Annotated in this window: 12 protein-coding genes and 1 tRNA gene; 7 read left to right on the forward strand and 6 right to left on the reverse strand. The window is 55.5% G+C overall.

From position 1 onward, the window contains the following. Position 1 precedes the first annotated feature (1 nt). Positions 2–1825 (reverse strand): iron ABC transporter permease, encoded by a 1824-nt coding sequence (locus HV107_RS18960; protein WP_182060355.1) that lies wholly within the window; start codon positions 1823–1825, stop codon positions 2–4. Between the two features lie 177 nt (positions 1826–2002). Between HV107_RS18960 and HV107_RS18965 the strand changes: the two genes are divergently transcribed. From HV107_RS18965 to mgtU, 5 genes are all read left to right on the forward strand, one after another. Further along, positions 2003–2090 (forward strand) — tRNA-Ser (locus tag HV107_RS18965). A gap of 668 nt (positions 2091–2758) precedes the next feature. Then, on the forward strand, positions 2759–3454 hold the full coding sequence (locus HV107_RS18970; protein WP_182060356.1) for an MgtC family protein: 696 nt from the start codon (positions 2759–2761) through the stop codon (positions 3452–3454). Positions 3455–3609: 155 nt separating this feature from the next. Then, the gene (gene mgtA / locus HV107_RS18975; RefSeq protein WP_182060357.1) at positions 3610–6342 is read left to right on the forward strand and encodes a magnesium-translocating P-type ATPase; all 2733 of its coding nucleotides are present in this window, start codon (positions 3610–3612) and stop codon (positions 6340–6342) included. A gap of 18 nt (positions 6343–6360) precedes the next feature. Next, positions 6361–6453: a protein MgtR gene (gene mgtR / locus HV107_RS18980; protein WP_182060358.1), complete on the forward strand. Its 93-nt coding sequence runs from the start codon at positions 6361–6363 to the stop codon at positions 6451–6453. An 11-nt stretch (positions 6454–6464) separates the two neighbouring features. Further along, entirely contained in the window at positions 6465–6551 is an 87-nt protein-coding gene (gene mgtU, locus HV107_RS27350) for a magnesium transporter protection protein MgtU (protein WP_251009858.1), read from the forward strand. A gap of 918 nt (positions 6552–7469) precedes the next feature. Here the strand turns inward: mgtU and HV107_RS18985 are convergent. Genes HV107_RS18985 through hpxO form a run of 3 tightly spaced genes read right to left on the reverse strand, consistent with a single transcriptional unit; the run spans position 7470 to position 10654 of the window. Further along, the gene (locus HV107_RS18985) at positions 7470–8435 is read right to left on the reverse strand and encodes a PDR/VanB family oxidoreductase (RefSeq protein ID WP_182060359.1); all 966 of its coding nucleotides are present in this window, start codon (positions 8433–8435) and stop codon (positions 7470–7472) included. 12 nt (positions 8436–8447) lie between these two features. Next, on the reverse strand, positions 8448–9482 hold the full coding sequence (gene hpxD / locus HV107_RS18990) for a molybdenum cofactor-independent xanthine hydroxylase subunit HpxD (protein WP_182060360.1): 1035 nt from the start codon (positions 9480–9482) through the stop codon (positions 8448–8450). Between the two features lie 17 nt (positions 9483–9499). Beyond that, positions 9500–10654 carry an FAD-dependent urate hydroxylase HpxO gene (gene hpxO, locus HV107_RS18995; RefSeq protein ID WP_182060361.1) on the reverse strand — a complete coding sequence of 385 codons (1155 nt, stop codon included), beginning with the start codon at positions 10652–10654 and terminating at the stop codon, positions 9500–9502. A 252-nt stretch (positions 10655–10906) separates the two neighbouring features. On the opposite strand from hpxO, the gene uraD reads away from it, so the two are divergent. Then, the gene (uraD, locus tag HV107_RS19000) at positions 10907–11407 is read left to right on the forward strand and encodes a 2-oxo-4-hydroxy-4-carboxy-5-ureidoimidazoline decarboxylase (protein ID WP_182060362.1); all 501 of its coding nucleotides are present in this window, start codon (positions 10907–10909) and stop codon (positions 11405–11407) included. Beyond that, entirely contained in the window at positions 11404–11727 is a 324-nt protein-coding gene (gene uraH, locus HV107_RS19005; protein WP_182060363.1) for a hydroxyisourate hydrolase, read from the forward strand. Before uraD ends, uraH begins: the two co-directional genes overlap by 4 nt. Here the strand turns inward: uraH and guaD are convergent. After that, positions 11707–13023, reverse strand: coding sequence for a guanine deaminase (gene guaD, locus HV107_RS19010; protein ID WP_182060364.1), 1317 nt, complete (start codon positions 13021–13023; stop codon positions 11707–11709). The two genes, uraH and guaD, sit on opposite strands and share 21 nt — an antisense overlap. A 102-nt stretch (positions 13024–13125) precedes the next feature. Beyond that, the gene (locus HV107_RS19015; protein ID WP_182060365.1) at positions 13126–14622 is read right to left on the reverse strand and encodes an NCS1 family nucleobase:cation symporter-1; all 1497 of its coding nucleotides are present in this window, start codon (positions 14620–14622) and stop codon (positions 13126–13128) included. Positions 14623–14737: the final 115 nt, after the last annotated feature.

Consider the following 14737-nt stretch of genomic DNA (forward strand, 5'->3'; position numbering starts at 1 on the left):
CTTATTTCTCCAGGCCATCAGCCAGACCGGTACCGGTGATTTTCTGAATAATCACCGTGCCAGCCCATGAAATCAGCGCAATCATCAGCACCACGGCGTTGGCCGCTTGCTGGTAGTTGTAGTCAATCAGTCGCAGGGACCAGGTGGTCATCACATCCGTTGCCGGCGTGGCAAGGATCACAAACAGGCTGACTCCTTTAATTCCTGAGATAAACGGCAGCAGGATCCCGGTGGCCAGTGGCGCCGCCTGAATCGGGATAACGATGCGGCGGATACGGGCGAACCAGCCAGCCCCGGCGATCCGCGCCGCCTCTTCGGCCTCTTTCCCGAGCTGGGTCATCGCCGCGATCCCCGAGCGGCTGGCGTAGGGCATTTTTTCGGCAATCAGCGCCAGGATCAGGATAAACGGCGTACCGTACAGCGCCGGAACCGGCCCACGGGCCACGGCAAACAGCGAAAGAAAGGCGGTGGCAAAGGCAATGCCGGGCACCAGATATGGCAGGAAGGTCAGCTGGCGCAGGAAGGCGGCAACCCAGCGGAAGTGACAGCGCATCACCGCATAACCCACCAGCAGGCCCAGCACGCCGCAGGCGATGGAGGCCGAGCCGACAATCACCAGCGTGTTCCACACCGTGTGCCAGAACTCCGGCGTCAGCAGAATGCCGTTGTGCAGGGCCACGGTATCGAGGTCGTGACCAATCCAGTAATCGAAGGTAAAGTTTTCGGCAGTAAAGCGGCCTGGCAGGATCATCACCGTCGACAGGAACAGAGTCAGCAGGGGGATTGCCACACCCAGCAGCACGAACAGCAGCGGCAGCACGGCAGCGGCGGTACGCCAGCGACCCAGAGTGCGGCGGCGTTCCATCACGCCTTTACCACCCAGGGTCACAAAGCGTTTTGCTTCGCGCAGCATTTTCATGTCCAGCATCAGGGTCAGCATCCCCATCAGCATAATGACCGTTGCAATCACCGCCGCCACGCCAGACTGACGCGTACTTATCGCCCGGTACAGCCCGGTGGAGAGGGTATCGAAATGCACCGGCAGGCCAAGAATGTAGGGCAGGGCGAATTCGCCGATGCAGTCCGCGAAAATCAGCAGCGCGCTTGAAAGCAGCGCCGGGCGTACCAGCGGGATAATAATTTTAAAGGCGATAACCCCGCGAGAGGCACCAAGTACCCGGGCGCACTCTTCCATCTGGCTGTCCATGCGCTTCAGGGCGTTACCGACAATCAGGATCACCAGCGGCGCGTAGTGCAGCACCATAATAGTGACTATCGGGAAGTAGCCGTAGGCCATCCAGTTCGGGGTCTGGATGCCCATAGCCTCCAGCCAGCCGGGCTGGCCGCCGATGGCGTGGTTTTTGAAAATGGTGCTCCACGCTAGCGCAAAGGTCCACGAAGGGAGCATAAACGGCACGATAAGCAGGGTGGCAAACCATTTTCGGCCCGCGATATCGGTTCGATTGATCAGCCACGCCAGCGCGACACCGACGATTAACGCAATGGCGACAGTGCTCAGCGCCACCGCCAGGGTATTGAGAAGTGGCGTCCAGAGCAGCAGCTCTGACATACGTGATGTTAACGTACGCAGCAGATACCAGGCGGTAAATGTTCCTTCTGTTGCCCCGGTGCGGCCTTCATCACCGCTCTGTACCAGAACAGCATTCAGCAACACCGACATCACCGGTGCGAGGATTATCCAGCTGAACAGCATCAGCAGCAGCGCGCCCAGAAGATTGGCGGGCTCATGGCTGACAATTGACAGCGTATGGCGGACCTTGCGCCACGCGCTGTGGCGTGGGTTGATATCGGATTGGTAAGACACGCGTTTACCCCTGACTGTGAAAGACAGTCGGGAATATATCGAGGCAATGTTACAGTTTTGCTAATTTTTTGCACATATGTGCAAAAATGTCCGGGACAGGAAAAACAGGAACACTTTCAAAATCTTCAATTCCCGCTTTACATAGCGCGCAGAGATGTTTATAGTGCGCCTCACTTTGGAAGCGTGGCCGAGCGGTTGAAGGCACCGGTCTTGAAAACCGGCGACCCGAAAGGGTTCTAGAGTTCGAATCTCTACGCTTCCGCCAAATTTGAAAACCCTGCGATAGCAATATCGCAGGGTTTTTTCGTTTTTGTTGTTTAACCCTTAAGCTGACGTGGTCCGCGCCTTGTCGCAAAGCGGTAGACCGGGATCTCTCAGGCCTCGTACTACAACTGGAAAGCGGCTGGATTTTCAATTTGACCATTCAGGCTGCTTAGTTCTGTCCCGGCTAATAAATGGCGCGCGTTGGGCCTGGATTTGGTGCTGATCGCGCTGAATGCGGAGATCGTGACGTCGATAATTAATGTCGTCTTTGATTAGTGAATTAACCCCGTTCGCGGCGGGACTTGCGGATTAAGGTTATTCTAAACAAATCGTCACCAAAGCGAGATTTTAACTTTACTCGAATAATTGAATGACTATAATGAGCACAAATTCACACAGGAGAAATATGTTGGACAGTCACCCTTACTTAAACATCAAGGCAAGCTGACGCTATTTTTTCTGCGCTGCTTGCCAACCGGCGGGCAGCAATCTCCTCATCCAGACGATTGCATCCCATAAAGAATAACGCAGCATGGCTGCGAGGATAATCGTCATGTTCATGTTTAAAAATACATTATTCCCTCCACCATCAACGCGACGTTAATCGCCTTTCCGGCGACAATTGGTCGTGTGCTTTAATAAAGCACATAGTTAATTCTTCCAGCATAAATGGAGGAAGCTATGTTGATGTTTCCTTATATCGCAAATTTACTCGCTGCGATGCTATTGGGCGCGCTGATTGGCGCTGAAAGACAGTGGCGTCAGCGTATGGCCGGCCTACGCACCAACGCGTTGGTCGCCACCGGCGCGGCAGTTTTTATTCTGAGCTCCATTTCTACATCACCGGACAGCCCGGGACGTATTGCTGCGCAGGTAGTTTCTGGCATTGGTTTTCTCGGCGCCGGCGTCATCATGCGTGAAGGTATGAACGTGCGCGGCCTGAATACCGCCGCAACCTTGTGGTGCTCTGCGGCGATTGGCGTGCTGTGCGGATTGGGCCAGTTCTGGCAAGCGGCGGCGGCAACACTGATAATCCTCTGCGCCAATATTCTACTGCGCGAAGCGGCGCAGAGAATTAATCAGATCCCCGGCGCGACAGAAGAAGAGAAATGCTACGTTCTGAATATTGTCTGTCAAAGCGAATATGAAAACGCGATTCGTCAGCTATTGCTTAATATCAGTAAAGAGATGACGCTCAGCCTTCAGGGACTGGTGTCGACAGCAGCAAAAGAACAAGGGCATAAAGAAATCCGCATCGAACTGGTGGGTAATACCGACTGCCGCAAAGCGCGAGATCTTATTATGTCGAGAATTGGCGGGAACGAAAACATTACGTCAGTCCGCTGGTGTGTCGAGGGGAGTTAATCTCACGGCTATTCTACTTTGACATTCATTTATCTAAGGAGGGAATAATGGATATTCCCAGGAAATTAAAGTAATAAGCGTTTAATAACGTAAAAATGAATTATGCATAAGTCATTTATGCAGGGATAACGACGTCTTAAATTTGAGGATTAATCATGACTGACATGAAAATAGAAAACCGGAAAATAAACCGGTCTGCGTCAGAAAATGATAAGCAGCATAAAAAAAGCTTTGCCATTGAAACCGAGGCATTTAACAGCCCGGATCATACGCTGGCGCGGTTAAACAGCAGTCGCCACGGGCTCACCACCGAAGATGCCCTGGAACGACTGGATGAATATGGCCGCAATGAAGTGGCGCATGAGCAGGCACCGCTGGCGTTGATCCAGCTTTTGCAGGCATTCAATAACCCGTTTATCTATGTCCTGATGGCGCTGGCCGCCGTCAGTTTCGTGACCGATTACTGGCTACCGCTGCGTAACGGTGAAGAGACCGATCTGACCGGGATCATTATTATCGTCACGATGGTTAGCCTGAGCGGGTTATTGCGTTTCTGGCAGGAGTTTCGTACCAACAAAGCGGCACAGGCGCTGAAATCCATGGTCCGCACCACGGCGACGGTGCTGCGTCGCGGTCCCGGGAATATGGGGCCGGTGCAGGAGGAGATTGCCATTGAGGAGCTGGTGCCCGGTGACATCATCTTCCTGGCGGCGGGGGATCTGGTTCCGGCGGACGTCCGTTTGCTGGAGTCCCGGGACCTGTTTGTCAGTCAGTCGATACTCAGCGGCGAGTCGCTACCGGTTGAGAAGTATGATGTTCTGGCCAGCGTTTCCGGCAAAGGGTGTGACAGGCTTCCTGAGCCGAACAAAGATAAAAGCCTGCTGGAGATGGGCAATATCTGTCTGATGGGCACTAACGTGACCAGCGGCAGGGCTCAGGCGGTGGTAGTGGCCACTGGAAACCGTACCTGGTTTGGTTCGCTGGCGAAATCTATCGTCGGCACGCGTACCCAGACGGCGTTCGACCGCGGGGTAAACAGCGTCAGCTGGCTGCTGATCTGCTTTATGCTGGTGATGGTACCGATTGTGCTGCTGATTAACGGCTTCAGCAAAGGTGACTGGGTTGAGGCCTCGCTGTTTGCCCTGGCGGTAGCGGTTGGCCTGACGCCGGAAATGCTGCCGATGATCGTCAGCTCCAACCTGGCGAAAGGCGCTATCGCCATGTCGCGGCGCAAAGTGATTGTCAAACGGCTGAACGCCATTCAGAACTTTGGCGCTATGGACGTGCTGTGTACCGATAAAACTGGCACGCTGACTCAGGATAATATCATCCTTGAGCATCACCTGGATGTTAGCGGTCATGAGAGCGACCGGGTGCTGACGCTGGCCTGGCTGAACAGCAGCAGCCAGAGCGGGGCGCGCAACCTGATGGACTGGGCGGTGCTGCGCTTTGGCGAGGGCAGGATTGCGCCAGCGACCAAAGAGCGTTTTGTCAAACTTGATGAACTGCCGTTTGATTTTGTACGCCGTCGGGTATCGGTTTCGGTGGACGATGTTCGCCACGGTGACAAAAGCCTGATCTGCAAAGGCGCTGTCGAAGAGATGCTGATGGTCGCCACGCATCTTCGTGAAGGCGATAACGTTGTGCCGCTGGATGAAACCCGACGCGATCTGCTGTTAGCCAAAACGAAGGACTATAACGCCCAGGGCTTCCGCGTGCTGCTGGTCGCAACCCGCAAGCTGGATGACTCCGCTCTGACCACGCCGCTGTGCAACGCCGATGAGCAGGGGCTGACGGTTGAAGGGATGCTGACTTTCCTCGATCCGCCGAAAGAGAGCGCGGGAAAAGCCATTACCGCGCTGCGCGATAATGGCGTGGCGGTGAAAGTGCTGACCGGCGATAATCCGGTGGTTACGGCGCGTATTTGCCTGGAAGTGGGCATCGATGCCCATGGCATCCTGACCGGCGCCCAGATTGAAGCGATGACGGATCGCGAACTGGAGCGCGAAGTGGAAACGCGCTCGGTATTTGCGAAGCTAACGCCGCTGCAGAAGTCGCGCATCCTGAAAACGCTGCAGAAAAACGGCCACACCGTCGGCTTTCTCGGCGACGGCATCAACGATGCGCCGGCCCTGCGCGATGCTGACGTAGGCATTTCGGTCGACAGCGCGGCGGATATCGCTAAAGAGGCATCGGATATTATCCTGCTGGAAAAGGATCTGATGGTGCTGGAAGAAGGGGTGATCAAAGGACGTGAGACCTTCGGCAATATCATTAAGTACCTGAATATGACCGCCAGCTCTAACTTCGGCAATGTCTTCTCAGTACTGGTGGCCAGCGCGTTTATTCCGTTCCTGCCGATGCTGGCGATTCATCTGCTAATCCAGAACCTGATGTACGATCTCTCCCAGCTCTCGCTGCCGTGGGACAAAATGGACAAAGAGTTTCTGCGTAAGCCGCGCAAGTGGGATGCGAAGAATATCGGCCGTTTTATGCTGTGGATTGGCCCAACGTCGTCCATTTTTGATATCACCACCTTCGCGCTGATGTGGTACGTGTTTGCGGCAAATAACGTTGAGGCCCAGGCGCTGTTCCAGTCCGGGTGGTTTATTGAAGGGCTGCTGTCGCAAACGCTGGTGGTGCATATGTTGAGAACGCAGAAAATTCCGTTTATCCAGAGCCGGGCGACGTTGCCGGTGCTGCTCACCACCGCAGTGATTATGGCGATCGGGATCTACATTCCATTCTCGCCGCTGGGAGCGATGGTGGGACTGGAGCCGCTGCCGCTGAGCTACTTCCCATGGCTGGTCGCGACGCTGCTCAGCTATTGTCTGGTGGCGCAGGGTATGAAGAGTTTCTATATCAAACGTTTCGGTCAGTGGTTCTGATGATAAGGAGTCGCAGAGATGAATCGTTCTCCGGACACCATCATTGCGCTGATCTTTTTCCTGATGGGTTTGCTGGTGCTGCTGCTGGCAATCTGGCAAATCCCGTTCTGAAAGGGGGCGCGATGCGTAGAGGATCGCTGGATAAAGTCTTTATTCAGGTGGCGATTATTGCGGCCATCATTATTCTGCTGACAATCTGGATTAGATAAGAGGATTTTTGTCTCGTCTGTTTGCCGGGCGGCGGCTGACGTCTTGCCCGGCATACTGTTCACGTTAGGAAATTGAAATTCTTTCAGCCCTGCAACGTGGGCGTGCGTCGCTACTGCTGTGCCTCGCTGGACTGCATCAATGTCCGCTTCTGTTCAGTTGCATCTTCCAATACTTTTCTTATTCGGGGTCAGGGTCACAATGAAGACATTACTAACATCGGGGTGTATTAATCAACGGGGGGCAGGTCAAAGTAGTTGTAAAAGCAATTGAATTGAGTTCTCTGCACCTTAAGCCAAATATGTTGTGAAAAATTATAGAGTTACATATTTTTACATGTATTCACTTGTCACACACTTTTGGTGCGTGCAATAGTCATCTCGCACGAAATGATAAAAGAGGGATTTTGTGTATGGTTGGCGAGTGTCATTGGCCGCTGTTTAAATCATTTCAATCGGAGTCTGGTAATGATAATTCCAAAGAATAAAAATTACATTTCATTATTGTTGTCAATTGTTATCTCAGCAATACTAATAAAGAATTCATCATTGAATGTCCTTTCTGAAGGGAAAAATATCATGGACGGTATCATATCCGTTCTATGTTTTATTGGTGTATTTTTTGTTGCTAAGAAAGCGCTGTCATTGCGCGATATTGGTAACTAGTGTGATATGTTGTGGTCGCTTCTGCCTTTCCAGCCTTCATAAAATTTCAAATCTACTGGATAGGGCGATTTTGTCTTTATTTATCACATATGGATCAGTCTCGTTATCAAATATTATTTATAGAAAAGCTGAAAGTTTATTTAAATGGCTTTTTGTGACAAGTCATATCTAACTACCACGACGATATGACATCCTGGCCAGCCGTAACTGGCCAGGAGCAGGCCATTTATATCAACCTATGCTCCCGCCAGCACTTCACAACCCAATCACCAGCTCCCCCGAATGGCTCCGCGAGCAGCACAGCGCCACCTGCTGGTCACGGGCGCCTTTTTCTTCTGCCGATTGCACGGTATCCCGATGATCCACCACGCCGTCGATAACCGGCGTCAGACATGCACCGCAAATCCCCATCTCGCAGGACAGCGGGACCGCCACGCCATTTTCCAGCAGTACCTGAGCAATCGTTTTATCCGCAGGCACGGGCCAGCGTTCTCCGGTTGATGCCAGGGTGACGGTAAACACATCGCCTGTGTCTGCGTTAGCGGCGGGAACGACGGGCTGGAATGCCTCACTGTGGATATGCGTTTCGGCCCAGCCTTTCCCGGCCGCTACGTCACGGACTTTGGTCATAAATTCGACCGGGCCGCAGGTGTATACATGTAACCCGTCATGCGCTGCTGGCAGATCCTGGCTAAGCCGTGCGCGTGGGCTTTCTCCCTCGCAGGAGGCGTGAATGATACACTCGCCGTTACGCCATCCACCCGACACTTCGCGGACAAACGCCGCGTTTTCACGTTTTTTAACGTAATAGTGCAGGGTAAATGGCGTACCAGAGGCCTCAAGCTGAAGGGCCATTGCGTACAGCGGCGTAATGCCAATCCCTGCCGCCAGCAACACAACCCGTTCCGCCTGATTAAGCGGAAACAGATTGCGCGGGGAGGAGATAGACAGCTTCTGCCCCGGGCGCAGCGTCTCGTGGATATAGCGCGAACCGCCGCGTGACGCCGTTTCTCGCCCGACGCAGATAAGATAGCTTTCGTCCCCACACGCCCCGGTCAGGGAGTACTGGCGAATAATCCCGCAGGGCAGATGCACGTCAATGTGCGCCCCGGGCTGCCAGCCAGGCAGGGTTTCGCCGTTTTCTGCCACCAGCCTGACGGCCAGGCTCTTGTCGCCCTGGCGCCACAGCCCGTCAACAATAACGCTCAGCATCTCGCTCATCTTGCCCCTCCGTCATACCAGGAAAAATTCGCCAAAGCCCATCTTTTTCAACCCACGGCGGTAGGCAATAGAGCTTCTGTCCGCAGGTATATGGGCTTCCAGGGTCAAATCCAGCGGCAGGCTTTCCGGGCGCTGGGTTTCCACCATCAGGCGATCTTCCTCAAAGATGCGCAGATTAAAGGCGTGAACATCCTCCACCGGAATATGCAGGTCAACGTTGCGCGCAATAGGAGCGAACATCCGCGTTACGCGTGCTGACACGGGCGATGCAGCATTCATGATAACCAGCCGGGAATCGCCCGGAAAATGGATGGTTAGCGTGGCGGTAAACGGCAGATGCATTTCAAAATGACGCAGCCATTCGAAACCTTCTGGTGCCTGTACATCCGAACTGGCGGGGTAGTTACTCACCGAGCTCCAGTAATCGGCGACAAAGCCAAAGGCGGTCTCCTGCGGCTGATAGGCGGGCACCTGCTGGTTATCCGGGTCGGCAAAGGTGGATGTGTGGATCCACGCGAAATGGGCGACATCGAGAAACCCCTCGACCTGGCGACCGGCAAAACCGTTCACCTCAAACGCCGGGCAGTTGATCTGCTGAAAACCGTCGTCATCCCAGTGCGGCATGGTGGGTAGCGGCACCGGGTTTTCCGGGTCAAACGCCAGACAGGTCCAGATCAGGCCAAAGCGCTCTTCCACGGCGTAGTTAATCAGATTTAGTTTCGCCGGTACGGGCTGGTCAGGGCTGGAGGGAATACGGTTGCAGCGGCCATCTTCCCCAAAGCGTAAGCCATGATAGGGGCAAATAATCCCGTGTTCATCGTGAAAGCCCAGCGTCAGCGGCACGCCGCGATGGGGACAAACGTCCCGGGCGACCACCACCTGATCGTTAATCCGGTAGATAACCAGCTGTTCATCCAGCAGGGTGGCTTTTACCGGTGCCGGGCCGATGTCGCACGCCCGGGCAACCGGGTGCCAGCATTTTGCCAGGCGCAGCCAGTCCTCTGGCTCAAACGTGCAATGGGCAGGTGGTGTTGGGTGTTTTATCATGGTTGTCCCTCCTGTGTTCAGCCTAATGGGCCACCCTGAATGGTGTCGCACAGACCGTTAATAATGCGCTCGCCGGTCTCTTCGCTGAGCTCCTGATACCAGGCCCGGGTCAGCGCCATATCTTTACCGTGCGTGATATCGCAACGTTTGCGGGCTTTCAGCACCAGGTCGCGAACCCGGTCACAGCGCAGCGCTTCGTACTGGCGCAGTGCCAGCGTAATGTTGTGGTTGTCGCGCACGCAGTCGCCCAGCACCACGGCATCCTCCATGGCGGCACAACCGCCCTGGCCGATATCCGGTGTGGTGCTGTGTCCCGCATCACCCAGCAGCGCCACTTTGCCGCGTACCAGGCTGTCGAACGGCTCAATATCGTGGATTTCGATGCGGTTGGTCGTCTCAGGATCCAGCGCGGCGATAAGCTTCTGCACCGGCGGTGCCCAGCCGCGGAAATAGCCGCTGAGATCGGCTTTAAGGGTAAGACGATCTTCCGCCAGACCGGCCGGGAGCGGGACATCGAAAAAGAAGTAGAAGCGCCCGCCGGAAACCGGCATCAGCGAGACGCGCTTACCTTCTCCGACAAACGTGGTCCACTGGTGGGCAGGGGCAATGTCCTCGTCGATCTTCACCAGACCATTCCAGTTGACGTATCCGGCGTAGCGGCGTTCTGGGGTATAACCCAGCACGTACGGGCGCACCGCCGAGTGGCTACCGTCAGCGGCAATCAGAAAATCACCGGTTGCCGTGGTGCCATCGGTAAAGGTGACGGTCACGCCCGCGTCATCTTCACGGACGCGTTCAACGCGCTTGCCGAACTGCACTGCGTCTCGCCCCCAGAAATTGAGCATTTCGCGCTGCAATTCGGCTCGCGAGACAGGGCAGGGACGACCGCCGGTGCGCGCCACCAGCGGAGCAAGGCTAAAGCGGGTCAGGGTATCGCCGCGCAGGTGATCCTTATACGCCATAAAACGCATTGGCCCGCCGTAGGTTTCCATCATGTCGCCCATGCCAAGATGCTGCATACATTTCACCCCGTTGGGCCAGATGGAGATGGCCGCGCCAACGGGTTTGATCTCTTTCACGGCCTCAAAGACGGTACAGTCGATCCCGGCTTTCTTTAACGCCACGGCCGCGCTCAGACCACCAATTCCCGCTCCAATGACAATCGCTTTCATGCTTCTCTCCTTTTGCAGGGTGTAATGAGAGTGAGCAATTTGCGTACCAGGATGCAGAGTGAAGAAAAGGGCGTTGTGATGGGTCGTTATGCACTGCTAAGGTGCGTTATTACGGTGAGAGTGCCTGTTTATGAATCAATAATTTCCAGTTTTGCTCTGCGGAATCGACTGTTTCATGTCCGGCATAAGAGTGGCGTGTTTTGTGCAATGTTTTGTGCAACAGGGCCGAAGGATGATTTCAACGGAGCGACCATGACAGCACTGCATGACTTTAATCAACAGCGATACGAAGACGCGCTGGCACGCTTACTGCCCTGCGTGGCGATCCCCGCCTGGGCCGAGGCACTGGTGCGCGGGCGTCCTTATCCTGGCCGGGATGCACTGTTTGACGCCGCCAGCTCGCTGGCACAGCGCTGGGATGAAGATGCCCTGACGCTTGCCCTGAGCGCGCACCCGCGTATCGGTGAGAAACCCGCGGGCACGCAGGCCGAGGCGGTGCTTTCGCGTCAGGAGCAGGGAGCCGTTAACGAAAGCGACGCGGCGCTCGCCCGGGCATTGCGGGAAGGCAACGCCCGCTACGAGGCGCGCTTCGGGCGCGTGTTTCTGATCCGTGCGAAAGGCCGCAGCGGAGAAGACATTTTACAGGCGCTGGAACGGCGGCTGAAAAACACCGACGCGCAGGAAGTGCAGGCCGCACTGGAACAACTGCGGGAAATTACCTTATTACGGCTGGAAGGAGTGATTGGCGAATGAGCACCCTAAGCACCCATATTCTGGATATTTCGACAGGAAAACCCGCCCAGGGCGTAACCGTTCGTCTGGAACGGGACGGGCTGGTGATTGCCACCGGGACGACCAACAGCGCCGGGCGTATTACGGAATTCGTGGCGCACCTGCCGGCAGGCCGTTACCGGCTGGTGGCCGACATTGGTGCATGGTTTTTCCAGACCGGGCGCGAAACGATTTACCCCTGTGCGCAGATTGATTTTGTCACTAAAGAGGCGGCAGACGAGCACTATCATCTGCCGTTTGTGATTGCGCCAGGCGGGTGGTCAACCTACCGCGGCAGTTGACCACACCTGCTCGCCGTTGACCCAGGTTTCACTGATATTACGCTCGTCGCCGAGCGTCATCAGCACAAACAGCTGCTCGTAAATATCTTTGCAGCGCCCGTTACGCAGGCGCTGCAGCGGCGTAACGGCCGGGTCGATAACGATAAAGTCGGCCTCTTTGCCAGGCGCAAAATTGCCAATCTTATCGTCCAGCCGCAGGGCGTGTGCGCCACCCAGGGTGGCATGATAAAACGCTTCGCAGGCTTGCAGGCGGTAGCTCTGCAACTGGCCCACTTTGTAGGCCTCACCCAGCGTACGCAACATGCTGAAGGTGGTACCGGCCCCGACGTCGGTGCCTATACCCATTCGCACCTTGTGCTGCCAGCAGGCGGGTAAACGAAACAGCCCGCTGCCAAGAAACAGGTTGGAGGTTGGGCAAAATGCCACGGCGGAACCGGTGTCGTGCAGGCACTGCCACTCGCTGTGGTGCAGGTGAATGCCGTGAGCAAATACGCTGCGCTCGCCGGTCAGGCCGTAGTGGTGATACACATCCAGATAACGCTCGTGCTCCGGCCACAGATCGCTCACCCACGCCACTTCGTTGGGGTTTTCGCTCAGATGGGTCTGCATCCAGGTGTCGGGAAACTCCTCTCTGAGCAGGCTTACCGCCGCGAGCAGTTCCGGGGAAGAGGTTGGCGCAAAACGCGGCGTAATGGCATAGCCTAAGCGCCCGCGGTGGTGCCAGCGCTGAATAAGCTCCCGCGTTTGCCGGTAGCTCTGTTTGGCGGTTTCAGTCAGGTAATCCGGCGTGTGCCTGTCCATCATTACTTTCCCGGCAATCAGCCGCATGTTGAGGCGTAATGCTTCGGTAAACAGCGCATCGACAGATTCGGGGTGCAGTGTGCAAAACACCAGCGCCGTGGTTGTGCCGTGGCTGACCAGCTGATTAATGAAAAACTCCGCGATCTCTTTCGCGTAGGTCTCATCGGCAAACTGGCTCTCCACCGGGAAGGTGTAGGTGGTCAGCCACTCCAGCAGTTGCTCGCCAAAGGCGCCAATCATCTCCGTCTGGGGATAGTGGACGTGGGTATCGATAAAACCGGGCAGCAGTAGCTTGCTGCGCAGGTCGGTGTAACCTTTGTGAGGGTCAAGGTATTGCTCGCCCTCCTGCCAGCTCATCTGCGCCAGAATTTTGCCGTTGTGAATAAACAACAGCCCATCGTCAAGGTAGCGGGTGTGGCGGGGGATAGCCTCTGCGCTGTCGCAGACCTGGGCAATATCGAAAAATGCACCGCGGATCGCTGTCTGGTAATCCATCATGGTTCCTGCCTTATTGTTTGCGTAGCGGGGTCAGGAGAATGAGCAAAAAGGATGCCAGCTTGAGAAAGGCCGCAGAAGGTCTGCGGCCAGGTGAAAGGATTACTCTTTTTGCGTCGCCACGCGGGAGTTGAATTGCGGGGCGGCAGCCGCTTCGCGGTCTTCCCGTGCCAGCCAGCGGTAAGTCACACCGCCCAGGAAGACGCCGATAAACCAGCTAAAGTTCGCCACTTCATGCAGGGCCGGGATAAAGCTAATCACCAGGCCTACGGCAACGGACGGGAGCAGTGCGCCGATGGCTTTCGGGTTAAAGCCGTTGCGATACCAGTATTTCCCTTTTGGCGTGTCGTCGAACAGGTCATCTACAGAGATTTTCCCGCGCTTAATCAGGTAGAAGTCGGCAATCAGGATGCCGAACAGCGGGCCGATAAAGGCGCCGAGCACGTCCAGGGTGTAGTGGATAAGCTCCGGAGAGTTGAACAGGTTCCACGGGGTTAACAGGATCGAGCCGACAGCGGCAATCATCCCTCCGGTGCGGAAGCTGATTTTCTGCGGCGAGCAGTTAGAAAAGTCGAACGCCGGGGAGACAAAGTTCGCCACAATGTTGATCCCGATGGTGGCGGTGATCATGGTCAGCAGGCCAATCGCCACGGCCAGATCGTTGCCCACGCGGCTAACGGTTTCAATCGGGTCGGTTATCATGCGGCCAAACAGCGACTGCGTGCCGGAGACAATCACCACGGTGACGATGGAAAACAGCAGGAAGTTAAACGGCAAGCCCCAGCGGTTTCCACGGCGAATTTCGCCCATGCTTTTGCCGTAGCGCGAGAAGTCACCAAAGTTGAGCAACGGTCCGGAGAAATAGGACACCACCAGTGCCGTAGCAGTGATCATCTGCCAGGTTTGCTCGCCTGCGCTCAGGGATTTGCTGGCGAGGGTAAAGGAGATCCCGTCAAAACCCGTCTTGTATACAATCCAGCCCGCAAGCGCCAGCATCACCACATAGACCGCCGGGCCGGCAATATCGATAAAACGCTTAATGGCGCTCATACCGTGCCAGAAGACCATCGCCTGCAATACCCACATAATGGAAAAGCAGATCCAGCCCAGATGCGACAGGCCAAGGAACGCACCGGTAGTGAGCGCCGACAGTGACGGCCAGAACTTCAGCGCCACCAGCATCAGGGCGTTGGCGGCCAGGTAGGTCTGAATACCGTACCACGCAAAGGCGATAAGCCCGCGGATCACCGCCGGAATATTCGCGCCAAAAACACCAAATGCCTGACGGCTGATCACCGCATAAGGCACGCCCGCCATCTGGCTCGGTTTTGCCACCAGGTTGGCGCACAGCTGCACAATACAAATCCCTATCAGCAGGCAAAGCAACACCTGCCAGCTGGCCAGCCCGAGCGTAAAGAAGCTCGCGGCAACCACATAACCCCCCATGCTATGCACGTCGGACATCCAGAAAGAAAAGATGTTGTACCAGCTCCAGTTCTGGTCACGCGTTGGTGCCAGATCCTCATTGCAAAGCCGTGGGCTGTAAACCGCACCGGAATCAGCGGCCGAACCTTGCTGCGCGTTTTGTGTATTTGGCATGAAACCTGCTCCTGTGAATGAAAACCCGTTAAGTGGGAGTACAAGCGGTGTTGCAGGATCCAGGCCAAAATAATAAATCTTGTATGCAATATTTTATTTTTATGTATACGATCCG

The sequence above is a fragment of the Enterobacter sp. RHBSTW-00175 genome, from assembly GCF_013927005.1.
GTDB lineage: Bacteria > Pseudomonadota > Gammaproteobacteria > Enterobacterales > Enterobacteriaceae > Enterobacter.